The following is a 24,559-nucleotide window of genomic DNA, read 5'->3' as shown; positions in this document are numbered from 1 at the left end:
GCGGCCGCGTCGGGCCGGGGCCCGGCCGCTCAGCGCACGTTCACCGCGCTCCAGGCCGCGGCCACCGCGTCGTACTCGGTGCTGCCCGCGCCGTAGAGGTCGCGCGCCGCGTTCAGGGTCGCCGTCCGGGCGCCCGCGTACTTGGTCGACGACGTCATGTAGACGGTCAGCGCCCGGTACCAGATCGCGCCGAGTTTGTCCCGGCCGATGCCCGTGACCGTGGAGCCGTCGTAGGTCGGGGAGTCGTAGGTGACGCCGCCCACGACCTTGCGGCCGCTGCCCTCCGCCAGGAGGTAGGCGAAGTGGTTGGCGACCCCGGAGGAGTAGTGGACGTCGAGGTTGCCGACCGAACTGCTCCAGTAGTCGGCAGAGTTGCCGTCCTTGCTGGGCTTGTCCATGTAGCGCAGGGCGTCCCGGCCGAAGCCCGGCCGGACGATCTCCTCGCCGATGAGGTAGTCACCGGTGTCGGAGGCGTTGGCGGCGTGGAACTCCACCAGCGTGCCGAAGATGTCCGACGTGGCCTCGTTGAGGCCGCCGGACTCGCCGGAGTAGGTCAGCGCGGCCGTCTTGGACGTCACGCCGTGGCTCATCTCGTGGCCGGCCACGTCCAGCGACACCAGCGGGCCGAAGGTGCTGCCGTCGCCGTCGCCGTACGTCATGCAGAAGCAGCTGTCGTCCCAGAAGGCGTTGTTGTACGCGTTGCCGTAGTGGACGCGGTTGTACGAGCCCTTGCCGTCCCCGCCGATGCCGGTGCGGCCGTGGACGCTCTTGTAGTAGTCCCAGGTCGCGTTGGTGCCGTACTGGGCGTCGACGGCGGCCGTGGAGCGGTCGGCGGTGGTCCCGGAGCCCCAGTGGTTGTCGGTGTCGGAGAAGACCGTCGAGGGCGCGCGCACGAAGCAGATGCCGAAGATGCACAGGTCGGTCTTGTTGGCCGCGTCGCCGGTGTAGGTGTTGCCGCGGGTCGGGTCCGTCAGCTGGTACGCCGAGCCGGACTGGCTGGTCTGCAGCGGGACCGTGCCGCTGTAGAGGGACCGTCCGTCGCCGCCGGCCGTGTGGATGCTGTCCCAGGCGTCGATCCGGGCGCCGGTGCGCGCGTCGGTGAGGACGGTGCGGGCGACCGGGTTGCCGAGGGAGTCCAGGCCGACGGCGTCGGTGCGCCAGGCCAGCCTGGGGGTGCCGTGCAGGGCGTCGACGACCAGCCGGGGTCTGGCCTCGGCCTGCCGCAGCGGCTGGTCGCGGTGGGCGGTGCGCAGGGCGTCGACGGCGAGGCCGGCGGCTCTGGACGCGGGCACCTTCGGGGTGACGGTGGGCAGCGCGAGGGTGGCGCGGGTGGCCCGGTCGGCGCCCCGGTAGTCGCCGTCGGGGGCCAGGTGGACGACGAAGTCGCCGCCGAGGACGGGCAGTTCGCGGTAGGTGCGGTCGTAGCGGACGTGCTGGGTGCCGTCCTCGTCGACGATGACGTCCCGGACGGCGGTGCCCTGGGCCGTGGTCAGTCCCAGGCCCGCCGCGTGGTCGGCGACGGCCGACGCGGCGTGGGCGAGCGCGTCGGCCCTGGTGGGCCGGGGGGTGGCGGCGGCGGTGGGCGAGAGGGCGGCGGCCAGCAGGGTCGCCGCGGTGGCGGCGATGCCGGCGGTGGCGAGACGGGAACCTCGGACGTGCTGCCGTATCCGCTTCTTCTGGCTCATCGGACTCCTCGGGGAGGCGCCATGGGCGCGTGGGGGTGGATGGCGCGGATGTCCTCGAAGATTTAAGGAGACATGACATGTCATGTCCATAGCGCATCGGTGAGGGATTCCACGGGAGTGTGAGGACGCGCCGACCGGAGAGAATCGTTTCCGTGAACGCCCGGCCCCTGCCCTTCTTCGTCTACGGCACCCTGCGCCCCGGCGAGGCCAACCACGACCGCTTCCTGCGCGGCCGCATCCTCCGCGAGGAACCCGCGCTGCTCGGCGGGGCGGTCCTGCACCACGGCCCCGGCTACCCGTACGCCGTGCCGGAGCCCGGCGGCCGGGTGACCGGCGAACTGGTCACCGCGCGGCCGGAGGCGTACGCGGGGCTGCTCGCCGAGCTGGACCGGCTGGAGGAGTTCCGGCCGGGCGACCCGCACAACCTCTACGAGCGGGTCGCGCGGGACGTGGTCCGCGCGACCGACGGCGCCCCCGTGCACGCCTGGGTGTACCTGGCCGCCCCCGCCGTGACCGCGCGGCTGCGGGCGGGCGGCAGGCTCGTCGAGGGCGGGGACTGGCGGGCGCGGCGGCCCTGAGGTCACCCGTTCACCCGCCCCCGCTCCGGCTTTCCACGACACCAGCCCGCGGCGGACCTGACCTGCCGAAACACCGTTCGGTACGGCGGCGGGCCACCACCCGTTCATCCCCTTTCTGACTGCCCCTCAGGAAGCGCGCCCGGCATGCTGCCTCTTACCTCGTGAAGAGCAGGGACCACCGATGAGCTCACGAGGAGCACCGATGCGACGTACCGTCCGGCTGTTGACCGGCACCGCGTTCGCCGTCACCGCGCTGAGCGGTGCCGTCGCGCCCGCGCACGCCGGGGACCCGGGCGGGCTGGAGGTGTACCCGTCCATGGCCGTACCGGGCGGCCAGGTCACGGTGAACACCGATGCCTGCGGCGAGGGCGGTACGGCGGCGGGTGAGGCCGGCGCGGTCGGCGCGGGCCGGTTCTCACTGGCGCCGACCACCCACGAGGACGACGCGATCGGGCAGTTCACGGTGCCGCCGGGCGCCCAGCCGGGGACCTACGAGATCGTCGCGACCTGCGCCGCGAGCGGGCGGCGGGTCACCGGCGACCTCATCGTGACCCTGGTTCCGTCGCGCCGGCAGGTGCATCCCAGGGGGAGTGTGAAGACGGGGGTCGGCGGCGCTCTGGGTCCCGACCCCGTGCAGACCGCGGCCGGTGTGGCGGCGCTCGCCGTCGCCGCCGCGGGCGGTACCTGGCTCCTGCATCGCCGGGCGAGAGGCGACGGGATCTGACGGGCACCCTCCGCTGCCCGTCCGCCGGTACCGCATGTCCCCTCCCCCTCCGGGTCCGACGCCCCTCGCGGCCCGGAGGGGGAACCGGGCCCTCAGGAGGCTGGTATGCGCAGGCTCGGCAACACCGTCGCCGCCACCGTCACGCTCACCGCCCTGTGCGCGGGCGGCTGGCTCCTGCACAACGGCACCGCCACCCACGCCCCGCCCCAGCCGACGGCGGCGGAGGCCGGCACCGGGCCGGGCGGACCGTCCGGGCCGGGCGGACCGGGCGGACCCCGGTCCGCGTCCGCGCGCGGGCTCGCGCCCTCCGTGCCCGAACGGATCCGCATCGCCTCGATCCGGGTCGACGCCCCGCTGACCGGGCTGGGGCTGACGCCAACCGGCACGCTGGAGGTACCCCCGGCGCGGAAGAAGAACCTCGCCGGCTGGTACGAGGCGGGCACCAGCCCCGGGGAGACCGGCACCGCCATCGTCGCGGGGCACGTCGACAACGCCGACGGACCGGCGGTGTTCTTCTCCCTGGGCGCGCTGAAGAAGGGCGCCGCGATCGAGGTCGACCGGCGGGACGGGACCACGGCCGTGTTCACGGTCGACGCGGTCGAGGTCTACCGGGCGTCCGCCTTCCCCGACGAGACGGTGTACGGCGCGGCCCCCCGGCCCGAACTGCGCGTGATCACCTGCGGCGGGACCTACTCGCGCGCCACCGGCTACCAGAGCAACGTGGTCGTCTTCGCCCACCTCACCGGCGTCCGGTGAGGCGGCTCGGCCCCACCGTACGAGGAGCACCCGGACGTCCTCGCCGTGGTGGCGGGATCCGCCGGCCCCGCCACCACCTCACATGCCGCCCCCACCCCCGCTGAGGGCAGCGTTCCTCCGGGGAAACAGTGGTGATGCCACCGGGTAACGTCGGCACCGCACGCTCGACGGCATGACCTCGAAAACGCGTGTGGTGGTGATCGGCGCCGGCCTCGCGGGCGTACGGCTCGCCCGCCGACTCGGCGAGCTGGGCACGCCCGCGCTGCTCGTCGGCGAGGAGGAGCACCGCCCCTACAACCGGGTGCTGCTCGCCGAGGTGCTGGCCGGCCGGTACGCGCCCGACGTGATCGCCCTGCCCGCGCCGGACGGGCTGGTGCGGGCACGGGTCACCGGCATCGACCGCGCCCGCCGCACCGTGGCCTGCGCGGACGGCACGGAGATCGCATACGAAGCGCTGGTGCTGGCCACCGGCTCCAACCCGGTGCTCCCGCCGCTGCGCGGTCTGTTCACCCCCGACCACGAACTCCCGGAGGGCGTGCACGCGTTCCGGACCATGGACGACTGCCTCGGCCTGTCCAAGGCGGTCCGGCCGGGGGTGCGCGCGGTCGTCATCGGCGGCGGCCTGCTCGGGGTGTCCGCCGCCCGCGCGCTCGCCCTGCGCGGCGCCCAGGTCGTCCTCGCCCAGCAGTCCGAGCGGCTGATGGAACGCCAGCTCGACCCGAACGCCTCGCGCCTCGTCCTGCGCCATCTCAAGGACCTCGGCGTGGAGGTGCACACCGAGTGCCGGGTCCGTGACGTGCGCTGCGTCGGCGGCGCCGTCCGCTCCGTGGAGATGGCCGACGGCTACGCCCTCGACGCCGACCTGGTGGTGCTGGCCTGCGGGGTCCACCCGCGCGTCGGCCTCGCCAAGGACGCGGGCCTCGCCGTCGGCAAGGGCGTCCTGGTCGACGACCGGCTGCGCACGTCCGACCCGCACGTCTTCGCCATCGGCGACTGCGCCCAGCACGACGGCGAGGTCTACGGGCTCGCCGCCCCCGCCCTGGAACAGGCCGACGCGCTCGCCGGGCTGCTCACGGGCGACTCCGGCGCCCGCTACCGCGGCACCCGCGCCCTGACCCGGCTGACCCTCACCGGGCAGGACTCCCCCTTCGACCTCGCCGCGTTCGGCGAGACCGTACCCCGGCCCGGCGACGACGTCGTGCAGCTCACCGACGCCACCCGCGGCACCTACCGCAAGGTCGTCGTCCGCGACGACCGCCTGGTCGGCGGAGTACTCGTCGGCGAACTCGGCACCGTCGGCGCGCTCGCCCGCGCCTGGGAGGGAGCAGAGCCGCTCCCCGACGACGGCCCCCTGCTCCACCTGCTCACCAACGATGGAGGCTCCTGAATGACCGCCACCCTGGGGGCCACCCCCACGATCGTGCTCGTCGGCCACGGCATGGTCGGCCAGCGCTTCCTGGAGGCGCTCGCCGAGCGCGGCCTGACCGCCACGCACCGCGTGGTCGTGCTGTGCGAGGAGCCGCGTCCGGCGTACGACCGGGTCCAGCTCACCTCGTACTTCTCGGGGAAGACCCCCGAGGACCTCTCCGTCACCGACATGGAGTTCATCGCCGACCACGGCATCGAGCTGCACGTCGGCGACCCGGCCGTCACCGTCGACCGCGAGGCGCGGAAGGTCACCGCCCGCTCCGGGCTGGTCGTCGGCTACGACGTCCTGGTGCTGGCCACCGGCTCCTACCCGTTCGTGCCGCCGGTCCCCGGCAAGGACGCCACCGGCTGCTTCGTGTACCGCACCATCGAGGACCTGCTGGCGATCGAGGAGTACGCGAAGGGCACCGCCCGGGTGGGCGCGGTCGTCGGCGGCGGGCTGCTCGGCCTGGAGGCGGCCGGCGCGCTCAAGGGTCTCGGCGTCGAGACGCACATCGTGGAGTTCGCGCCCCGGCTGATGCCGGTGCAGGTCGACGACGGCGGTGGCGCGGCGCTGCTGCGCACCATCCAGGACATGGGCCTGAGCGTCCACACCGGGACCGGCACCCAGGAGATCGTCGCCGACGCCTCCGGCGCCGTCACCGGCATGAAGCTCTCCGACGGCTCCGAGATCGCCACCGACATGGTGATCTTCTCCGCCGGTGTCCGCCCCCGCGACCAGCTGGCCCGCGACTGCGGCCTCACCGTCGGCGAGCGCGGCGGCATCAACGTCGACGAGCAGTGCCGCACGGTCGCCGACCCGCACGTCTTCGCCATCGGCGAGTGCGCGCTGGCCGCCGACGGCCGGGTGTACGGCCTGGTCGCGCCGGGCTACGAGCAGGCGGAGACGGCGGCCGCCACCATCGCGGCCGACGAGGCGGCCTTCACCGGCGCCGACCTGTCCACCAAGCTGAAGCTGCTCGGCGTGGACGTGGCGTCCTTCGGCGACGCGCACGGCACCACCGGGGACTGCCTGGACGTCGTCTACTCCGACTCCCGCGCCGGCCTGTACAAGAAGCTGGTCATCGGCCGCGACGGCACGCTGCTCGGCGGCATCCTCGTCGGTGACGCGGAGGCCTACGGCACGCTGCGCGCGCTGACCGGTTCGGTACCGCCGGTCGCTCCCGAGTCGCTGGTGCTGCCGGAGGGCGCGGCGGGCGGCGGCGCCCAGCTCGGCCCGTCGGCGCTGCCCGACGACGCGGTGATCTGCTCCTGCCACAACGTCACCAAGGGCACCATCCGGTCGGCGGTGACGGAGCACTCCTGCACCAGCGTGCCCGAGGTGAAGAAGTGCACCAAGGCCGGTACCGGATGCGGCAGTTGCGTCAAGGTGCTGGGCCAGCTGGTCACCGCGGAGCTGGAGGCCGGCGGCATCGAGGTCGACAAGGGCCTGTGCGGCTGCTTCTCGCAGACCCGCGAGGAGCTGTACGAGATCGTCCTCGCCCTGCGCGTCAACACCTACCAGGACCTGCTGGACCGCTACGGCCGCGACGGCGCCCGCGGCGGCGACGGCTGCGAGGTCTGCAAGCCGGCGGTGGGCTCGATCATCGCCTCCCTCGCCCCCTCGATCGGCGCGAGCGGCTACGTCCTGGACGGCGAGCAGGCCGCCCTGCAGGACAGCAACGACCACTTCCTGGCCAACATCCAGAAGAACGGCTCGTACTCCGTCGTCCCCCGTATCCCGGGTGGGGAGATCACCCCCGAGAAGCTGATCGTGATCGGTGAGATCGCCCGCGACTTCGGCCTCTACACCAAGATCACCGGCGGTCAGCGGATCGACATGTTCGGTGCGCGCGTCGAGCAACTGCCGATCATCTGGGCCAGGTTGGTGGACGCCGGCTTCGAGTCGGGGCACGCCTACGGCAAGGCCCTGCGCACCGTGAAGTCCTGCGTCGGCCAGACCTGGTGCCGCTACGGCGTCCAGGACTCCGTCCGCATGGCGATCGACCTGGAGCTGCGCTACCGGGGCCTGCGCTCCCCCCACAAGCTGAAGTCGGCGGTGTCCGGCTGCGCCCGCGAGTGCGCGGAGGCCCAGTCGAAGGACTTCGGCGTCATCGCCACCTCCAACGGCTGGAACCTGTACGTCGGCGGCAACGGCGGCGCGACCCCGCGCCACGCGGACCTGCTCGCGCAGGATCTGAGTGACGCCGAGCTGATCCGGCTCATCGACCGCTTCCTGATGTTCTACATCCGCACCGCCGACCGCCTGGAGCGCACGTCGACCTGGCTGGAGCGGATCCCCGGGGGCCTGGACCACGTACGGGACGTCGTGGTGGAGGACTCCCTCGGCATCTGCGAGGAGCTGGAGTCGCTGATGGCGGCGCACGTCTCGGCCTACCGCGACGAGTGGGCGGAGACCATCAACGACCCGCAGAAGCTGGCCCGGTTCGTGTCCTTCGTCAACGCCCCCGACACCCCCGACCCGGTCGTGGCCTTCGTGCCCGAGCGGGACCAGATGAAGCCCGACCTGCCCCTGCTGTCCATCGGCATCCGCCCCGCCGAAGACATCCTGGAAGGAAGCGCCACGCGATGACCCTGGCACCCGAGACGACCGACCTGAAGGTCCAGCTCAAGCTCGACGACGACTGGCTGACGGTCTGCGACCTGCACCGGCTGCTGCCCGGCCGGGGCGTGGCCGCCCTGCTGCCCGACGGCCGCCAGGCGGCGCTCTTCCGCGACCGCGCGGGCGAGCTGTACGCCATCGACAACCGGGACCCGTTCGTCGGCGCGGCCGTCCTGTCCCGCGGCCTCACCGGCACCCACCAGGGCCGGCCGTTCGTCGCCTCCCCCCTGCTCAAGCAGCGCTTCGACCTCGTCGACGGGCGGTGCCTGGACGACGAGTCGGTGCGGGTGGCGACTTACGAGGTGCGCAGCGCCTGATGCGGGGGGTGCGCGGCGCCTGATGTGGGGGGGGGTGCGCGGCGCTTGACGTGGGGGTGCGGCCCCTGAGTCCCCGGCCGGGGACTCAGGGGATCCGCTTCAGCGTCTCGTAGGTGACACCGGTCAGCCGCTCGGAGATCTCCCAGAGCCGCTGGCCCGCCTCGTCCCCGACCGTCCAGGGCGCCCGCCATGACCGCGCGGGCGCCCCGCGCCACATCGCGAGGGCCGGCCCGGTGAAGGAGTCGGGCCGTACGCCGGGGGCCGTGGCCGCGTGGAGCGTGGGCAGGGCGCCCGACTCGGCCGACTGGGCGATGACGCGGTCGGACAGCTCCAGCAGCCGCCGGGTGGGCGTGCCGCCCACACCGTCGGTGAGCCCGGTGGCGGCGTACCCGGGGTGGGCGGCGGCCGCGACGACGTCTGAGCCGGAGGCGGCGAGACGCCGGGCGAACTCGTGGGTGAAGAGCAGGTTGGCGCTCTTGGACCGGGCGTAGGCCGTCCACCGGCGGTAGCTGCGCAGGCTGTTGGGGTCGCGCAGGTCCACGCCTGCCAGGGCGTGCATCATGCTGGACACGGTGACGACGCGGGCGCGGGGCGCGGCGAGGATCCGGGGCAGCAGCAGGCCGGTGAGGGCGAAGTGCCCGAGGTGGTTGACCCCGAACTGCGTCTCGAAGCCGTCGACGGTGGTGCCGTGGGGCACGGCCATGACCCCGGCGTTGTTGACCAGCAGATCGACCCGCTCGTGGGGGAACCCGGCGGCGAACTCCCGTACGGAGCGCAGGTCACCGAGGTCCAGGGCCGCGAACTCGATGTCCGCGTGCGCCACTTCCCCCCGCATCCGCCCTTCGGCGGCCCTCCCCCGCTCCTCACTCCGGCAGGCGAGCACGACCCGCGCCCCCTTGCGGGCCAGTTCCCGGGCGGTGATGTACCCGAGCCCGCTGTTGGCCCCGGTGACCACGGCGATCCGGCCGCGCAGATCCGGCATGTCCCGCGTGCTCCAGCCACCCATGGCCGTCACTCCCTCCGCTGCTGCCACCTCAGCGTAGGGGTGGGGGTGTCGGGTGGGTGTATGCGGATGCGCGACGGCCCGGGACGTGGTCCCCTGGTGTCGCCCGTTGTCACCTGCGCAGCATCCGGCGGCCACGGCGACGACACAGCGATGCCACGCGCCGCCCCTAGGGTCCTGCACCGCACGATCCCGCCGCCGACCGGCGGCGGGCGGTCACGACACCCTCTGGGAGTGAGCGTGGAACGTCGTAGCCTCCTGCGTGCGGCCGTGCTCGGCGGTTCGTCCGCCGTCCTCGGCGGAACCCTCTGGCGGGGCGCCGCGTACGCGGCCCCCGCGCAGCCCGGGGCGGGCCCCTACGGGGCGCCGGGCTCACCCGACGCGAACGGCGTCTGCCTGCCGGCGGGCTTCACCAGCCGGGTGATCGCACGGTCCGGGCGCACGGTCCCGGGGACGTCGTACAAGTGGCACAACGCCCCCGACGGCGGCGCCTGCTACGCCGACGACGGGGGCGGCTGGATCTACGTCTCCAACTCGGAGATCAACCCGTCGGGCGGCGCGAGCGCGGTGCGGTTCTCGTCGACGGGCGCCGTCACGGCGGCGTACCGGGTGCTGTCGGGCACCCGCCAGAACTGCGCGGGCGGCAGGACGCCGTGGAACACCTGGCTGTCGTGCGAGGAGGTGGATCGCGGCTACGTCTACGAGACGGACCCGTGGGGCGTGCGGCCGGCGGTGCGCCGCGACGCCATGGGCCGCTTCAAGCACGAGGCCGCGGCAGCGGACCCCGTCCGCCAGGTCGTCTACCTGACGGAGGACGTGCCCGACGGCTGCTTCTACCGCTTCCGCCCGACCACCTGGGGCGATCTCTCCTCCGGTGTCCTGGAGGTCATGGTCGCCGGCGGGGGCACCTCCGGCCCGGTCAGCTGGGCTCAGGTCCCCGATCCGTCGGGTGCGACCGCCACCCGCGGCCAGGTCCCCGGCGCCAAGCGTTTCAACGGCGGCGAGGGCTGCCACTACGCCGACGGCACCTGCTGGTTCACGACCAAGGGCGACAACCGGGTCTGGCGGTACGACGCGGCCGCCCAGACCATCGACCTGGCCTACGACGACTCCCTGGTGACCTCGGGCACGGCCCCCCTCACCGGCGTCGACAACGTCACCGGGTCCACCTCCGGCGACCTGTACGTCGCGGAGGACGGCGGCAACATGGAGATCTGCCTGATCACCCCGGACGAGGTGGTCACCCCCTTCCTCCGGGTGACCGGCCAGTCCGGCTCGGAGATCACCGGCCCCGCGTTCTCCCCCGACGGCACCCGCCTGTACTTCTCCAGCCAACGCGGCACGACGGGCAGGTCCTCGGGCGGCATCACGTACGAGGTGACGGGTCCGTTCCGCTCGTAGCCCGGCAAGGGCCGACCACCTCACCCACCGCGGCAGCGCCACCGGGCGTGCTCGGCGCCGACGCGGCGCGTCCGCTCGCACGGAAGGGCGGCACCCCGCACAAGGTGCCGCCCTCCTCTTGCGTGCCGGAGCCGTCGCCCATCGGTTGAGGGTCGGGGACGGACGACGGCTCCGGGGTCCGGCCGGGCTCGGTGGGAGCCCGGTGGGGGCCGGGGTCAGCGGTGGTCGCTGCCCTCCGACTGGGTTGCCGCGCGGCCGGCTTCGAGGCGGGCCACGGGGATGCGGAAGGGGGAGCAGGAGACGTAGTCCAGGCCCACCTCGTGGAAGAAGTGGACGGACTCGGGGTCGCCGCCGTGCTCGCCGCAGACGCCGAGCTTGATGTCGGGGCGGGTCTCGCGGCCCGCCTTCGCCGCGGCCCTGACCAGGGAGCCGACGCCGTCCTTGTCGATCGTCTCGAAGGGGCTGACGCCGAAGATGCCCTTCTCCAGGTACGCCGTGAAGAAGGAGGCCTCCACGTCGTCCCGGCTGAAGCCCCACACCGTCTGGGTCAGGTCGTTGGTGCCGAAGGAGAAGAACTCGGCGGCCTCGGCGATCTGACCGGCGGTCACCGCGGCGCGCGGCAGCTCGATCATCGTGCCGATGGACAGCTTGAGCGACGTACCGGTCGCGGCCTCGACCTCGGCGATGACCTGGTCGGCCTCCTCGCGGACGATCTCCAGCTCCTGGACCGTGCCGACGAGCGGGATCATGATCTCGGCGCGCGGGTCGCCCTTGGCGTTCTTGCGCTCGGCGGCAGCCTCGGCGATCGCGCGGACCTGCATCGTGAACAGGCCGGGGATGACCAGGCCCAGGCGGACGCCGCGCAGGCCCAGCATCGGGTTCTGCTCGTGCAGGCGGTGGACCGCCTGGAGGAGGCGGAGTTCGTTCTCGTGGGGTTCCTGGCGGGACTCGGCCAGCGCCACGCGGACCGACAGCTCGGTGATGTCCGGCAGGAACTCGTGCAGCGGCGGGTCGAGGAGGCGGACGGTGACGGGCAGGCCGTCCATCGCGGAGAACAGCTCCACGAAGTCCTTCTTCTGCAGCGGCAGGAGCTGCTGCAGGGCTTCCTCGCGCTCGTTCTCGGTGTCCGCGAGGATGAGGCGTTCGACCAGCTCACGGCGGTCGCCGAGGAACATGTGCTCGGTGCGGCACAGGCCGATGCCCTGGGCGCCGAACCGGCGGGCGCGCATCGCGTCCTCGGCGTTGTCGGCGTTGGCGCGCACCCGCAGGTGGCGCTTGCGGTCGGCGAACGCCATGATCCGGTGCACGGCCTCGACCAGCTCGTCGGCGTCCTGGGCCCCGGCGTGCATCCGGCCCTCGAAGTACTCCACGACCGGGGAGGGGACCACCGGCACCTCACCGAGGTAGACCTTGCCGTTGGAGCCGTCGATGGAGATCAGGTCGCCTTCCTCGACGACGTGCCCGCCGGGGACGGTCATCCGGCGGCGCTTGGTGTCGACCTCCAGCTCCTCCGCGCCGCAGACGCAGGTCTTGCCCATGCCGCGGGCGACGACGGCCGCGTGGGAGGTCTTGCCGCCGCGGGAGGTCAGGATGCCCTCGGCGGCGATCATGCCGTCCAGGTCGTCGGGGTTGGTCTCCCGGCGGACCAGGATGACCTTCTCGCCGGAGCGGGACCACTTCACGGCCGTGTACGAGTCGAAGACCGCCTTGCCCACCGCCGCGCCCGGGGAGGCCGCGATGCCGCGCCCGACCTGCTCGACCTTCGCCTGCTCGTCGAACCGGGGGAACATCAGCTGGGCGAGCTGGGCGCCGGTCACCCGCTGAAGTGCCTCGGTCTCGTCGATCAGGCCCTGGTCGACGAGCTGGGTGGCGATGCGGAACGCGGCGCCCGCCGTGCGCTTGCCGACGCGCGTCTGGAGCATCCACAGCCGGCCGCGCTCGATCGTGAACTCGATGTCGCACAGGTCCTTGTAGTGGTTCTCCAGCGTCTCCATGATCTGCATGAGCTGGTCGTACGACTTCTTGTCGATCGACTCCAGCTCCGCCAGCGGGACGGTGTTGCGGATGCCGGCGACGACGTCCTCGCCCTGGGCGTTCTGCAGGTAGTCGCCGTAGACGCCCTGGTGGCCGGAGGCGGGGTCGCGGGTGAAGGCGACGCCGGTGCCGGAGTCGGGGCCGAGGTTGCCGAAGACCATCGAGCAGACGTTGACCGCGGTGCCCAGGTCGTGCGGGATGCGTTCCTGGCGGCGGTAGAGCTTGGCCCGGTCGCCGTTCCAGGAGTCGAAGACCGCCTTGATGGCGAGGTCCATCTGCTCGCGCGGGTCCTGGGGGAAGTCCCGGCCGGTCTCCTTCTTGACGATCTTCTTGAAGGTGGTGACCAGCTTCTTGAGGTCCGCGGCCTCCAGGTCGGTGTCGACCGTGACCTTCTTGGCCTCCTTGGCCCTGTCGAGCGCGTCCTCGAAGAGGTCGCCGTCGACGCCGAGGACGGTCTTGCCGAACATCTGGATGAGGCGGCGGTAGGAGTCCCAGGCGAAGCGGTCGTCACCGGCCTGCTTGGCGAGTCCCTGGACCGACTTGTCGGACAGCCCGATGTTCAGGACGGTGTCCATCATGCCGGGCATGGAGAACTTGGCGCCGGAGCGGACGGAGACGAGGAGCGGGTCGTCGGCCTGGCCGAGCTTCTTGCCCATGCGCCGCTCCAGCGCGTCGAGGTGCGCACTCACCTCGTCGCGCAGCGCCGCCGGCTCCTCCCCGCTGTCCAGGTAGACCTTGCAGGCCTCCGTGGTGATCGTGAAGCCGGGAGGCACCGGAAGACCGAGGTTGGTCATCTCGGCGAGGTTGGCGCCCTTGCCGCCGAGGAGGTCCTTGAGGTCCTTGTTGCCCTCGGTGAAGTCGTAGACGAACTTCACGGCCTCAACGCTCGCGCCCGGTACGGCTCCCCGGGATTCTTTGTTTTCCGACACGGATCTCGACTCCTCATGGAGGCGGTGGCTGCCCTGACGGCGAGGAACATACCCAGATCGAAGGCGTCTGGGTACGTCCACTCGTGCGTCATGCGCCTGTAACCAGCCGTCCGCCAGGGGATCGAAAGTCAAAGCTTGGCAAGGTAATGGCCGATCATGTGTTCACTTATTGAACGGAAGACCCTCGCACGGCGGCCCCTTAGCGCTCAGATGAGCGAGTTTCCACACGTCTGAGTTTCGCCGATGAACGATCAAAGGGTGGCACCCAGTGCCACCCTTTTCAGAAGTGCAGTCGCCCGTGATCCGCTCATCTGAGCGCAACCCTTATCAGGGGTGGCGAGAATCACGCCGCCGGAGGCGCTCCGGTTTCACCATGCGGACGGGTGTCCGGGAGGGGAAACATCCATGTCACACCCCTCGTCAGACCCCCAGCGCCCGCAGCCGCTCCTCCACCCGCTCCGGCGCGTACAGATGCTCCACCACCAGCGCCCCGGCCCCCACCAGCCCCGCCCGCTCCCCCAGCCGCGAGGTCACCACGTCCAGATGAGCCGTCGAACGCGGCAGCGCCCGCTGGTAGAGCAGCTCGCGCACGCCCGTCACGAACGGTGTGCCCGCGAGGTCACCTGCGATCATCAGCACGCCGGGGTTGAGCAGCGTCACCACGGTCGCCAGCACGTCGCCGACCCGCCGGCCGGCCTCCCGTGCCAGCGCCGTGGCCTCGGGGTGCCCGGCGGTCAGCAGGTCCCGCACGTCCGAGCCGGAGGCCGCCGGCACCCCGGCCGCCGCCAGCCGCCGGGCCACCGCACCGCCGCTGGCGAGGGCGGCCAGACAGCCGTGGGAGCCGCAGCGGCACATCGCGTCCGCGCCGTCCGGCACCCGGATGTGCCCGATGTCCCCGGCGCCGCCGTCGACCCCCCGGAAGACGGAGCCGTCGACCACCACCCCGGCGCCGATGCCGGTGGACACCTTGACCAGCACGAACGCCGAGCAGTCCGGGTAGGAGGTGCGCTGCTCGCCGTACGCCATGAGGTTGGCGTCGTTGTCCACCAGGACCGGGACCGCGGGGGCGCCAGTGTGCTCGGTGAAGGCCCTGGCCAGACGGCCCCTTATGTCGTAGCCGTCCCAGCCCGGCATGATCGGCGGCTGCACCACGCGCCCGGTCTCGCTGTCCACCGGCCCCGGCACGGCCAGGCCGATGCCGCACACCTCGTCGGCCCGGTGCCCCGCCTTCTCCAGCAGCTCGGCGAACCAGTGGCCCAGCTCGCCCAGCACCACGTCCGGGCCGTCCTCGACGACGAGGGTGCCGGAGTGCTCGGCGAGCAGTTCGCCGGTCAGGGTGAGAACGGCCGCGCGCGCGTGGCGGGTGTCCAGGTCGGCGGCGAGCACCACCGCGTGGGCGTCGTCGAACTCCAGGGTGATGGAGGGGCGCCCGCCCAGCGGCGAGTCCACCGGGCCGCCGGCGCCCTCCCGCAGCCACCCCGCGCGGAACAGCCGGTCCAGGCGCTGGCCGACGGTGGCCCGGGAGAGCCCGGTGGCCTGCTGCAACGCGCCGCGCGTGGTGGCACGGCCGCTGCGGACCAGCTCCAGCAGTTCACCGGCGCTGGCCTGACCACGGCCCGCGGCCGGGCCCCGGCCCGCCGCCGGCGTCCGGCCGCCTGTCCGCTCCCGAGTCGTCATGCGCACCCCCTTGTGTTTCTCAAGCTTGCCTTACATATTGAGTTTTGCGTGTTAAATAGACGTAACCCCGCGGCAGTCACTGCCGAACCGGGTTCCATTGTGGTGTCTTCAACGTTCTTCGGGGAGCCCCGAGTGGATCGCACTGCCCAGGTCATCGCCCGCCCCGCCGGCCATGCCGTCGTATACGGTCCGGGCCCCGCGGCCGATGCGCTGCACCTCAGGGCGGTGGCGGTGCTGGACGCCAACTGGACCGGGTCGTCCACGGTGCCCTCGCGCGGGCTGTACCCGCACCAGTGGTCGTGGGACTCGGCGTTCATCGCCATCGGCCTGAGGCACGTCTCGCCGCTGCGGGCGCAGACCGAGCTGGAGACGCTGCTGGCGGCACAGTGGGGCGACGGCCGGGTGCCGCACATCGTCTTCAACCCCTCCGTCCCGCTGGACGCCTACTTCCCGAGCCCCGACTTCTGGCGCTCCTCGGCCGCGGGGCGCGAGGCGGGCGCCCCGCGCACCGTACAGACCTCCGGCATCGTGCAGCCACCGGTGCACGCGCTGGCCGCCTGGCTGGTGCACCGCGCCGACCCCGGGCTGTCCCGGTCGCGCGGTTTCCTCGCGCGGGTCTACCCGCGGCTGGCCGCCTGGCACCGCTATCTGCTGCACCGCCGCGACCTGGGCGGCGGCGGGCTGGTCTGTGTCGTCCACCCCTGGGAGCAGGGTATGGACAACAGCCCCGCCTGGGACGCCCCGCTGGCCCGGGTGGCCCCCGCGCCGGCCCGCTCCTTCCGCCGCGCCGACCTCGACCACGGCGCCGCCGAGGACCGGCCGACCGATCTGGACTACGGACGCTACGTCCGGCTGGCCGCCGACTACCGGGACCGCGGGTACGCCGACAAGGCGGGGGAGTTCGCCGTCGAGGACCCCGCCTTCAACGCCCTGCTCGTCGCCTCCGAGCACGCGCTCGCCCGCATCGCGCACGAGCTCGGAGCGACGGGCACGGCCCGCCACGCCCGCGCGGACCGGCTGACGGCGGCCCTGGTGGACCGGCTCTGGGACCCGGCGCGCGGCATGTTCCTGTGCCGGGACCTGCGCGGCGGGCGGCCGGTCGCCGAGCGCGCGGTCTCCGGGCTGATCCCGCTGCTGCTGCCCGGCCTGCCGCGCGAGGTGACCACCGCACTCGTGGGCACCCTCACCGGCCCGCACTTCGCGCTGGGCACCGCCACCCGCCTCGTCCCGAGCTACGACCTGCTCGGCGAGGCCTTCGACCCGCACCGCTACTGGCGCGGCCCGGCCTGGTTCAACACCGGCTGGCTGCTGGAGCGGGGCCTCAGACTGCACGGCGAGACGGCCCGCGCGGACGCCCTGCGCGCGGCCCTGCTGGACCTCGCGAGCGCCTCGGACTTCGCGGAGTACGTCGACCCGTACACCGGCGAGGCCTGCGGCACCACCGGCTTCGGCTGGACGGCCGCGCTCGCGCTGGACCTGCTGCACACCGCACCCGAGACGGACCACCGAACGCCCGGCCGGGACCGCTGACGCCCAGCGGCCCACCGGGCGCTCGACGCGCCACCTGGCACTCAACGGCTTCAGGGGAGGGGACCGGAGATGACGGACCGGCATCATCTGCTCGTCCACGGCGGGACGTTCGCCGCCGTGGACGACCGTGGGGACATCAGCGGGGTACGGAGCACCGGCTCCTTCCCGCAGGGGCTGTTCGTCCGGGACGCCCGGCACCTCAGCCGCTGGCAGCTCACCGTGGACGGGGCGGTCCCGGAGCCGCTGACGCCGGTCGCGGACGGCGACACCACGCGCTGTGTCCTCGTACCGCGCGGCGGCCGCACCGAACCGCCGTCCTGCACCCTCTTTCGCGAACAGGCCGTCGGCGACGGCTCGTTCGTGGAGTCGCTGCGCATCACCAGCAACCGGGCGGTGCGCACCGCGGTCCGGGTCGCGCTCACCGCGGACGCCGACTTCACCGACCAGTTCGAACTCCGCTCCGACCACCGCACCTACGCCAAGGCCGGTGCGGTACGCCGTCGCGAAGTCCTGGAGCACGGGCTGGAGTTCACCTACCGCCGCGGCGAGTGGCTGTCCCGGACGACGGTGACCTCCGAGCCCGCGCCGGACGCCGTGGAGGAGACCGGTACCGGAGCCCGGCGCCTGGTGTGGCGGCTGGACCTCGAACCGCACGGCACCACCGAGCTGACGGTCCGTGTGATGGCCCGCCCGCACGGCGAGAAGCGGGCCCTGCGGGTGCCCCGCTCCCCGGCCGCGCTCGGCGAGCAACTCCTCGCCGCGGAGGAGCGGTTCCTGGAGGGCGTGGCCTTCCCGACGGGCTGGCCCGAGCTGGCGGCGGCCTGCGCGCGCGGCCTCGCGGACCTCGCGACGCTGCAGATCCCGGCGACCGGCCCGGACGGCGAGGAAGTGCGGGTCCCGGCGGCCGGCGCCCCCTGGTTCCTCACCCTGCTCGGCCGGGACGCACTGCTCACCTCCCTGTTCGTGCTGCCGTACCGCCCGCAGCCGGCGGCCGCTACGCTGCTGGCGCTGGCCGCCGCGCAGGCCACCGAGACCGGCCCGCGGGCGGTGGCCCAGCCCGGCAAGATCGTCCACGAGGTGCGGTACGGCGAGCTGGCCCACTTCGAGCAGGTGCCCTACGGCCGGTACTACGGCTCGGTGGACGCGACCCCGCTCTTCCTGGTCCTGCTCGGCGCGTACGTCGAACGGACCGGGGACACCGGCCTGGCCCGCCGGCTGGAGCCGCACGCCCGCGCGGCCGTCGGCTGGATGCTGGACCACGGCGGGCTCACCTCGCGCGGCTACCTCGTCTACCGCGCCGACCAGGGTGGGCTGGCCAACCAGAACTGGAAGGACTCCCCCGGCGCCATCTGCTCGGCGGACGGCACCCGCGCGGCCGGCCCGGTCATGGCGGCGGGCGCCCAGGGGTACGCGTACGACGCGCTGCGCCGCACGGCGTGGCTGGCCCGCACGGTCTGGGCCGACGGGACGTACGCGGCACTGCTGGAGCAGGCGGCGGCGGATCTGCGCGACCGCTTCCAGCAGGACTTCTGGATGCCCCGGCGGTCCTTCCCGGCGCTGGCCCTGGACGGCACGGGCCGCCAGGTGGACGCGCTGGCCTCGGACGCCGGGCACCTGCTCTGGTCGGGGCTGCTGGACAAGGAGTACGGCGAGATGGTGGGCCGCAGGCTCCTCGAACCGGACTTCTTCTCGGGGTGGGGGGTGCGCACGCTGGCGGCCGGGCAGCCGGCGTACCACCCGCTGTCGTACCACCGGGGCTCGGTCTGGCCGCACGACAACGCGCTGATCACGCTGGGCCTGGCGCGGTACGGGCTGCACGACGAGGCGCGCGCGGTGGCGCACGCGCTGGTCGACGCGGCGACGGCCACCGGGCACCGGCTGCCGGAGGTGCTGGCCGGGTACGGGCGGGACGGTCATCCCGAGCCGGTGCCGTATCCGCACGCGTGCGTGCGGGAGTCACGGTCGGCCGCGGCACCGCTCGCGCTGCTCACGGCGGTGGGGGGCGCCTGAGGTCCGGCCCCGCGTCGGCTGAACGCCGGGCGGGACGCGTACGTACGTGACGGTGGCGGATCCGATCCCCCCACGTCGGATCCGCCGCTCCGCCGGCTCGTCTGTACGGAAGGACCTTCGGGTGTCTGTCTCCACGCGTTCGCCAGAGGCCGCCGACAGCGTGGCGGAGGAGCCTTCGGCGGCCGGCGGACCTCTCGCGTCCCGCTGGGCGAGGCTGCGTTCCTGGCGGGAGCGGTGGCCCCGCCTGGCCCGTGGACTGTGGTGGAGCACGACGGTGCTCTCCGTCGCTCTCGTGCTCGGGGCCATGCTGATGCCGAGGACGGTGAAGGCGGTGCAGCCGGGCACGTTCCTGGCGGTGCCGGCGGAGGCGATCGTGACGGCGGCCGTGCTGATCGCGCTGCCGCGCCGGCCGCGCGTCGTGGTGGCGGTGCTGAGCGGTGTGGTGCTGGCCGCGCTGACGGTGCTGAACCTGCTGGAGATGGGCTTCGCGCAGTACCTCGGCCGGGGGTTCAACGCGGTGCTGGACTGGGAGTTGCTGGACGACGCGCAGTCCTATGTCGCGGACTCGATGGGGCGGGCGACCGCGGTCGGGGCGACGATCGGGCTGGCCGCGCTGGTCGTGGCGCTGTTCGCCGCGATGGCGGGGGCGATGGTCCGTATCGGGACGCTCCTCGCCCGCGACACGCGGGCCGCGACCCGGGCCACGCTCGTCGCCGGCACGGTGTGGGTCACCAGCTCGATCCTGACCGTCCAGGTCGCCGGGCATCCGCTGACCGCCCACCGGGCCGCGGACGTCCTGGTCGCCCACACCGAGCGGGTGCGGGACACCCTGCGCGACGAGGCGGCGTTCGCGAAGGAGGCCCGCGCCGACGCGTTCGGCGCCACCCCGCCCGGTCAGCTGCTGCCCGATCTGCGCGGCAAGGACGTCGTCTTCACGTTCATCGAGAGCTACGGCCGCAGCGCCGTCGAGGACCCGATCATGGCGCCGGGCGTGGACCGGACGCTCGCCGCGTCCACCGAGGCGCTGGCGAAGGCCGGTTTCAAGGCCAAGAGCGGCTGGCTGACCTCCGCGACCTACGGCGGCGGCAGCTGGCTGGGCCACTCCACCACCCTGTCCGGACTGTGGATCGACAACCAGCAGCGCTACCGCACGGTGATGGCGAGCGACCACCTCTCGCTCACCAAGGCGTTCCGGAAGACCGGCGCGTGGGACACCGTGGGTGTCATGCCGGGCGTGCAGAAGGCGTGGCCGGAGCAGGAGTACTACGGCCTCGACAAGGTCTACGACGCCTTCCACCTCGGCTACAAGGGGCCGAAGTTCAGCTGGTCGACGATGCCGGACCAGTACGCGCTGGAGGCCTTCCAGCGGCTGGAGCACGGCAGGAAGCGCGACAAGCCGCTGATGGCGGAGGTCATCCTCACCTCCAGCCACCAGCCCTGGGCGCCGATCCCGAAGATGGTCGGCTGGGACGAGCTGGGCGACGGCTCCCTCTTCGGCCCGATCCAGGAGGCCGGGAAGGAGGCGCAGGACATCATCTCCGACAGCACCGCGTCGCGGGAGGAGTACGGCAAGTCGATCCAGTACTCGGTGACCGCGCTCACCCAGTGGCTGGAGCGCTACGGCCGCGACGACACCGTCCTGGTGTTCCTCGGCGACCACCAGCCCATCGCCCGGGTCAGCGGCGACGACGCCAGCCGGGACGTGCCGGTCTCGATCGTCGCCAAGGACCCGAAGGTGCTGGAGAAGATCGCCGGCTGGGGCTGGACGGACGGGCTGCGCCCCGCGCACGACGCCCCGGTGTGGAAGATGAGCGCCTTCCGCGACCGGTTCCTGACGGCGTACGGCTCCACGCCGCACCCCACGAAGTAGCCGCGGGCCGGGGGCGGGTCAGCCGCCGGAGGTGTCCAGCTCCGCGTCCTCGCCGATGCCCGCGCAGTCGTAGGGGTCCTTGAGCCAGCCGTCCGGCAGCACCACGCGGTTGTTGCCGGACGTACGGCCGCGGGGGCCGTCGGCGCCGGCCGGCCACGGCTGGTCGAGGTCCAACTCCTCGAGCCCGGCGCGCAGTTCGGCGAGCGTGGAGGTGACCGCGAGCCGCTTGCGCATGTCGGAGCCGACCGCGAAGCCCTTGAGGTACCAGGCGACGTGCTTGCGGAAGTCGATGACGCCCCGGGCTTCGTCGCCGATCCACTCGCCGAGCAGGGTGGCGTGCCGGACCATGACGTCGGCGACCTCGCGCAGGGTGGGCCGTACGTAGGCGCCGGTGCGGCCCTCGAAGGCGGCCACCAGGTCCGCGAACAGCCAGGGCCGGCCGAGGCAGCCGCGTCCGACGACCACGCCGTCGCAGCCGGTCTCGCGCACCATCCGCAGGGCGTCCTCGGCCGACCAGATGTCGCCGTTGCCGAGGACGGGGATCTCCGGGACGTGTTCCTTGAGCCGGGCGATGGCCTCCCAGTCGGCGGTGCCGCCGTAGTGCTGGGCGGTGGTGCGGCCGTGCAGCGCGATGGCGGTGACGCCCTCCTCGACGGCGATGCGGCCGGCGTCGAGGTAGGTGAGGTGGTCGTCGTCGATGCCCTTGCGCATCTTCATCGTCACCGGCAGGTCCCCGGCGCCGCTGACGGCCTCGCGCAGGATGGCGCGCAGCAGGTTGCGCTTGTACGGCAGCGCGGAGCCGCCGCCCCTGCGGGTGACCTTCGGGACGGGGCAGCCGAAGTTGAGGTCGATGTGGTCGGCGAGGTCCTCCTCCGCGATCATGCGGACGGCCTTGCCGACGGTCACCGGGTCGACGCCGTACAGCTGGATCGAGCGCGGGTTCTCGCTCGCGTCGAAGTGGATCAGCTGCATCGTCTTCTCGTTGCGCTCCACCAGCGCCCGCGTGGTGATCATCTCGCTGACGAACAGCCCCTTGCCGCCGCTCCACTCACGGCACAGGGTGCGGAAGGGCGCGTTGGTGATCCCGGCCATGGGGGCCAGGACGACGGGGGGCTGGACGGGGTGCGGGCCGATCTGGAGCATCCGCCCATTGTCACGCATGCGGGCGGGGAGCGGCGAGATCGATTAGTTAGGCGTACTAGCGAACGTGAGGGGCGGACGGGTCACGGGGCGGGGGCGACTCCCAGGACGTCGAGCATGGCGCGCGTCGCGGGGCTCGGGTTGAAGCGGCTCCAGGCCAGGTATTCGGTGCGGTGCGGTCCGTCGGTCAGCGGGACCAGGGTGAGGTCATCGGTGACCCGGGGGCGGATGTACGCCGAGGGCAGGAGCGCGACGGCCAGGCCCCGCGTCACCAGGCGGGTGATCAGTTCCACCACACCGGCCTCGTAGGCGACGTCACGGGTCAGCCCCGCGGCGGCGAACGCCTGGTCGGACTGGGCCCGGGCGGGGGTCCCGTCGACGAAGTCGACGAACGTCTCGTCGGCGATGTCCGCGAGACGGACCTGGGAGGCGTCCGCCAGGCGATGGCCTGCCGGGACGACGAGGACGTGCTCGTCGTGGGCGAGCGCCAGGGTCTCGACGCCGGCGGGGCGCTCGCCGGCCGGGAGGCCGAGGAACGCGATGTCCAGTTCCCCGGCGCGGATCTGGGCCGCGAGCTGGTCGCTGCGGCCGGAGCGCAGGACCACCCGGACGTCGGGGTGGCGGGCGCGGTAGCGGTGCAGCAGGTCGGGGACGTCGACGGCGGCCGTGGTCACGATCACCCCCACGGCGAGCCGGCCGCGTACGACACCGGTGGCGGCGGCCGCGTCGGCCACCGCGAGGTCGGCGGCGGCCAGGCACTCGCGCGCCCGGGCGAGGAACGCGGTGCCGGCGCTGGTGAGTTCGACGCGGCGGCTGGAACGGGCGAACAGCCTGACCCCCAACTCGCGTTCCAGGGCGCCGATCCGGTGGCTCAGGGAGGACTGCACGACGTAGCAGCGTTCCGCGGCGCGGGTGAAGTTGCGGGTCTCGGCGACGGCGACGACGTAGCGGAGTTGCTGGAGGTCCATGACGTCATGATCCAGCAGTCATGGCCTGGGTTCATAGGTGCTATGCGATACATGTGTTGGACTCATTGATCCTCCGAGGCCAAGACTTCGGGCATGCCTAGTGATGAAGCGCCCGGGCGGGCGGGGGTCGTGCTGCTGACGGCGCTGGCTCCCGCGGCCTGGGGGACGACGTACGCCGTGACGACCGAGCTGTTACCGGCCGGGCATCCGCTGTTCGCCGCGCTGATGCGGGCCCTGCCGGCCGGGCTGGTCGCACTGGCCGTCGCACGGGTGCTGCCGCGGGGCGCATGGTGGTGGAAGGCCGCCGTGCTGGGAGTGCTGAACATCGGCGCCCTGTTCCCGCTGCTGTTCATCGCCGCCGAGCGGCTGCCCGGCGGCGTGGCGGCCACCCTCAGCGCCACCCAGCCGCTGCTGGTCGCGGGGCTGGCCATGCTGGTGCTGCGGGACCGGCCGACGGCGTGGCGGTGGGCCTGGGGGGTGACCGGGGTCGCCGGTGTCGGGCTGGTGGTGCTCGGGCCGCAGGCCCGCATGGACGGCGTGGGGGTGCTCGCCGGGCTGGGCGGAACGGCCGCCATGGCGGGCGGGGTGGTGCTCACCAAGCGGTGGGGGCGGCCGGCGGGGGTCGGCCCGCTGACGCTGGCGGCCTGGCAGCTCACGGCCGGCGGGCTGGTGCTGCTCCCGCTCACCGTGCTGGTCGAGGGCGCGCCGCCCGGCGTCGACGCCGGGGCCGCCGGGGGCTATCTGTGGCTCGGCAGCATGGGCGGGCTGATCGCCTACACGGTGTGGTTCCGCGGGATCGGACGGCTGCCGGTGGGGGCGTCCGCGCCGCTGGTGCTGCTGTCGCCGCTGGTCGCGACGGTCGTGGGGGTGGGGCTCGGCGAGACGCTGAACGCGGCGCAGGCCGTCGGCTTCGTGCTGGCGTCGGCCGCGCTGGTCGCCGCGCAGTTCGATCCGCCGAAGCGGCTCGGTATCCCACGGACACGGATCGGACAAGGACGGACACGGATCGAGGGAGGACGGACACGATGACGACGCCGAGGCCGGCACCCATACCGACGACCACGAGAGCACCGACGCCGATGCCGAGACCGAGACCGATAGCGACGACCACGGGGACGACGACGCCGAGGACGAGACCGACGACCACGGGGACGGCGACGCCGAGGACGAAGCCGTTGACGCTCGCGGTGATCGGCTCGACCGGGATGGTCGGCAGCCGGGTGGCCGTCGAGGCCGGGGCGCGTGGCCACCGGGTGTACGGCCTGGCGCGGAAGCCGGCGCACGACGACGGGACGCGTGCGCTCCCGGTGGACGTGCGGGACGACCGGGCCGTGCGGGAGGCGCTGCGGGGCTGCGGCGCCGAGGCGCTGGTCCTGGCCGTGCGGACCGAGCCGGCCGACCCGGAGTTCCTGGTCGGGGCCACCCGTACAGTGCTGGCGGCCGGGGCGGAACTCGGGGCACGGGTGCTGGTGGTGGGCGGCGCGGGCGCGCTGCGCAGCCCCGGTGCGGCGGACCTGCTGGTCGCCGACGACCCGGCGTACGTGCCGGCCGCGGTACGGGCCGTCGCCGCCGCCGGGGTCGCCCAGCTGCGGGCCTGCCGCGAGCACGCCGGCGCCGACTGGGCGTACCTCAGCCCGCCCGCCCTGCTGGAGCCCGGCGAGCGCACCGGCCGCTACCGGCGCGGCACCGACACCCTCCTCACCGACGCCGGCGGCCGCTCCTGGATCAGCGCGGAGGACCTGGCGGTCGCGGTGGTGGACGAGGTGGAGGGGCCGGGGGGTGAGCGGCACGTCACCGTGGTCCACCGTCCCCCGGCGGCCGGGGCCGTGGGCGCGCCGTAGCGTCCAGGGAACGGCCGCGGGGGGGGGGGGGGGGGGGGGGGGGGGGGGGGGGGGGGGGGGGGGGGG

Annotated in this window: 18 protein-coding genes; 12 read left to right on the top strand and 6 right to left on the bottom strand. The window is 73.4% G+C overall.

The annotated features are described in order from the left end of the window. Window positions 1-29 precede the first annotated feature (29 nt). A complete protein-coding gene (locus AC3ET3_RS34030) occupies window positions 30-1,685 on the bottom strand; it encodes a M4 family metallopeptidase (protein ID WP_435613539.1) in 1,656 nt (551 codons plus the stop codon). A 152-nt stretch (window positions 1,686-1,837) separates the two neighbouring features. Here AC3ET3_RS34030 and AC3ET3_RS34025 point away from each other — a divergent pair, with 152 nt between their 5' ends. From AC3ET3_RS34025 to nirD, 6 genes are all read left to right on the top strand, one after another. Next, window positions 1,838-2,263 carry a gamma-glutamylcyclotransferase family protein gene (locus AC3ET3_RS34025; protein WP_435613538.1) on the top strand — a complete coding sequence of 142 codons (426 nt, stop codon included), beginning with the start codon at window positions 1,838-1,840 and terminating at the stop codon, window positions 2,261-2,263. 202 nt (window positions 2,264-2,465) lie between these two features. Then, window positions 2,466-2,987, top strand: coding sequence for a hypothetical protein (locus tag AC3ET3_RS34020; protein WP_435613537.1), 522 nt, complete (start codon window positions 2,466-2,468; stop codon window positions 2,985-2,987). 105 nt (window positions 2,988-3,092) lie between these two features. Then, on the top strand, window positions 3,093-3,743 hold the full coding sequence (locus AC3ET3_RS34015) for a class F sortase (protein ID WP_432157873.1): 651 nt from the start codon (window positions 3,093-3,095) through the stop codon (window positions 3,741-3,743). Between the two features lie 172 nt (window positions 3,744-3,915). Then, entirely contained in the window at window positions 3,916-5,130 is a 1,215-nt protein-coding gene (locus AC3ET3_RS34010) for an NAD(P)/FAD-dependent oxidoreductase (protein WP_432157874.1), read from the top strand. After that, complete coding sequence (nirB, locus tag AC3ET3_RS34005; RefSeq protein ID WP_435613536.1) at window positions 5,131-7,743, top strand: nitrite reductase large subunit NirB; 2,613 nt, start codon at window positions 5,131-5,133, stop codon at window positions 7,741-7,743. Continuing rightward, on the top strand, window positions 7,740-8,090 hold the full coding sequence (gene nirD / locus AC3ET3_RS34000; protein WP_432157875.1) for a nitrite reductase small subunit NirD: 351 nt from the start codon (window positions 7,740-7,742) through the stop codon (window positions 8,088-8,090). Before nirB ends, nirD begins: the two co-directional genes overlap by 4 nt. 85 nt (window positions 8,091-8,175) lie before the next feature. Here nirD and AC3ET3_RS33995 read toward each other — a convergent pair whose 3' ends face one another. Then, the gene (locus AC3ET3_RS33995; RefSeq protein ID WP_435613535.1) at window positions 8,176-9,096 is read right to left on the bottom strand and encodes an oxidoreductase; all 921 of its coding nucleotides are present in this window, start codon (window positions 9,094-9,096) and stop codon (window positions 8,176-8,178) included. A 237-nt stretch (window positions 9,097-9,333) separates the two neighbouring features. On the opposite strand from AC3ET3_RS33995, the gene AC3ET3_RS33990 reads away from it, so the two are divergent. After that, window positions 9,334-10,494, top strand: a complete 1,161-nt coding sequence (locus AC3ET3_RS33990) for an alkaline phosphatase PhoX (RefSeq protein WP_432139238.1) — start codon at window positions 9,334-9,336, stop codon at window positions 10,492-10,494. A 215-nt stretch (window positions 10,495-10,709) separates the two neighbouring features. On the opposite strand, the gene ppdK is transcribed toward AC3ET3_RS33990, so the two are convergent. Together ppdK and AC3ET3_RS33980 are read right to left on the bottom strand one after the other, a co-directional pair. After that, window positions 10,710-13,457, bottom strand: coding sequence for a pyruvate, phosphate dikinase (gene ppdK, locus AC3ET3_RS33985; RefSeq protein WP_432139239.1), 2,748 nt, complete (start codon window positions 13,455-13,457; stop codon window positions 10,710-10,712). A 420-nt stretch (window positions 13,458-13,877) separates the two neighbouring features. Then, a complete protein-coding gene (locus AC3ET3_RS33980; protein WP_432139240.1) occupies window positions 13,878-15,134 on the bottom strand; it encodes an ROK family protein in 1,257 nt (418 codons plus the stop codon). 132 nt (window positions 15,135-15,266) lie between these two features. Here AC3ET3_RS33980 and AC3ET3_RS33975 point away from each other — a divergent pair, with 132 nt between their 5' ends. The 3 genes from AC3ET3_RS33975 to AC3ET3_RS33965 all read left to right on the top strand — a co-directional run bounded on the left by AC3ET3_RS33975 (window position 15,267) and on the right by AC3ET3_RS33965 (window position 20,544). Continuing rightward, window positions 15,267-16,664, top strand: coding sequence for an MGH1-like glycoside hydrolase domain-containing protein (locus AC3ET3_RS33975; RefSeq protein WP_435613534.1), 1,398 nt, complete (start codon window positions 15,267-15,269; stop codon window positions 16,662-16,664). 69 nt (window positions 16,665-16,733) lie between these two features. Next, on the top strand, window positions 16,734-18,674 hold the full coding sequence (locus tag AC3ET3_RS33970; RefSeq protein WP_435613533.1) for an amylo-alpha-1,6-glucosidase: 1,941 nt from the start codon (window positions 16,734-16,736) through the stop codon (window positions 18,672-18,674). A 121-nt stretch (window positions 18,675-18,795) separates the two neighbouring features. Beyond that, window positions 18,796-20,544, top strand: coding sequence for an LTA synthase family protein (locus tag AC3ET3_RS33965; RefSeq protein WP_432157881.1), 1,749 nt, complete (start codon window positions 18,796-18,798; stop codon window positions 20,542-20,544). Between the two features lie 18 nt (window positions 20,545-20,562). On the opposite strand, the gene dusB is transcribed toward AC3ET3_RS33965, so the two are convergent. Next, window positions 20,563-21,705 (bottom strand): tRNA dihydrouridine synthase DusB, encoded by a 1,143-nt coding sequence (gene dusB / locus AC3ET3_RS33960; protein ID WP_435613532.1) that lies wholly within the window; start codon window positions 21,703-21,705, stop codon window positions 20,563-20,565. A 62-nt stretch (window positions 21,706-21,767) separates the two neighbouring features. Next, the gene (locus AC3ET3_RS33955) at window positions 21,768-22,652 is read right to left on the bottom strand and encodes a LysR family transcriptional regulator (protein ID WP_432139245.1); all 885 of its coding nucleotides are present in this window, start codon (window positions 22,650-22,652) and stop codon (window positions 21,768-21,770) included. A 93-nt stretch (window positions 22,653-22,745) separates the two neighbouring features. On the opposite strand from AC3ET3_RS33955, the gene AC3ET3_RS33950 reads away from it, so the two are divergent. Then, window positions 22,746-23,681, top strand: a complete 936-nt coding sequence (locus tag AC3ET3_RS33950; protein WP_432139246.1) for an EamA family transporter — start codon at window positions 22,746-22,748, stop codon at window positions 23,679-23,681. A 146-nt stretch (window positions 23,682-23,827) separates the two neighbouring features. Next, window positions 23,828-24,493, top strand: a complete 666-nt coding sequence (locus AC3ET3_RS33945; protein ID WP_435613531.1) for an NAD(P)-dependent oxidoreductase — start codon at window positions 23,828-23,830, stop codon at window positions 24,491-24,493. Window positions 24,494-24,559 lie beyond the last annotated feature (66 nt).

This window comes from Streptomyces sp. bgisy159 (genome assembly GCF_057707805.1).
This window is presented reverse-complemented; position numbering and strand designations above follow the sequence as displayed.

Coding starts and splice junctions, on each gene's coding strand:
- AC3ET3_RS33995 (WP_435613535.1), bottom strand. CDS start 9,096: ATGGGTGGCTGGAGCACGCGGGACATGCCGGATCTGCGCGGCCGGATC.
- nirD (WP_432157875.1), top strand. CDS start 7,740: ATGACCCTGGCACCCGAGACGACCGACCTGAAGGTCCAGCTCAAGCTC.
- AC3ET3_RS33970 (WP_435613533.1), top strand. CDS start 16,734: ATGACGGACCGGCATCATCTGCTCGTCCACGGCGGGACGTTCGCCGCC.
- dusB (WP_435613532.1), bottom strand. CDS start 21,705: ATGCGTGACAATGGGCGGATGCTCCAGATCGGCCCGCACCCCGTCCAG.
- AC3ET3_RS34030 (WP_435613539.1), bottom strand. CDS start 1,685: ATGAGCCAGAAGAAGCGGATACGGCAGCACGTCCGAGGTTCCCGTCTC.
- AC3ET3_RS34010 (WP_432157874.1), top strand. CDS start 3,916: ATGACCTCGAAAACGCGTGTGGTGGTGATCGGCGCCGGCCTCGCGGGC.
- nirB (WP_435613536.1), top strand. CDS start 5,131: ATGACCGCCACCCTGGGGGCCACCCCCACGATCGTGCTCGTCGGCCAC.
- AC3ET3_RS33950 (WP_432139246.1), top strand. CDS start 22,746: ATGCCTAGTGATGAAGCGCCCGGGCGGGCGGGGGTCGTGCTGCTGACG.
- AC3ET3_RS33980 (WP_432139240.1), bottom strand. CDS start 15,134: ATGACGACTCGGGAGCGGACAGGCGGCCGGACGCCGGCGGCGGGCCGG.
- AC3ET3_RS34015 (WP_432157873.1), top strand. CDS start 3,093: ATGCGCAGGCTCGGCAACACCGTCGCCGCCACCGTCACGCTCACCGCC.
- AC3ET3_RS33955 (WP_432139245.1), bottom strand. CDS start 22,652: ATGGACCTCCAGCAACTCCGCTACGTCGTCGCCGTCGCCGAGACCCGC.
- AC3ET3_RS34020 (WP_435613537.1), top strand. CDS start 2,466: ATGCGACGTACCGTCCGGCTGTTGACCGGCACCGCGTTCGCCGTCACC.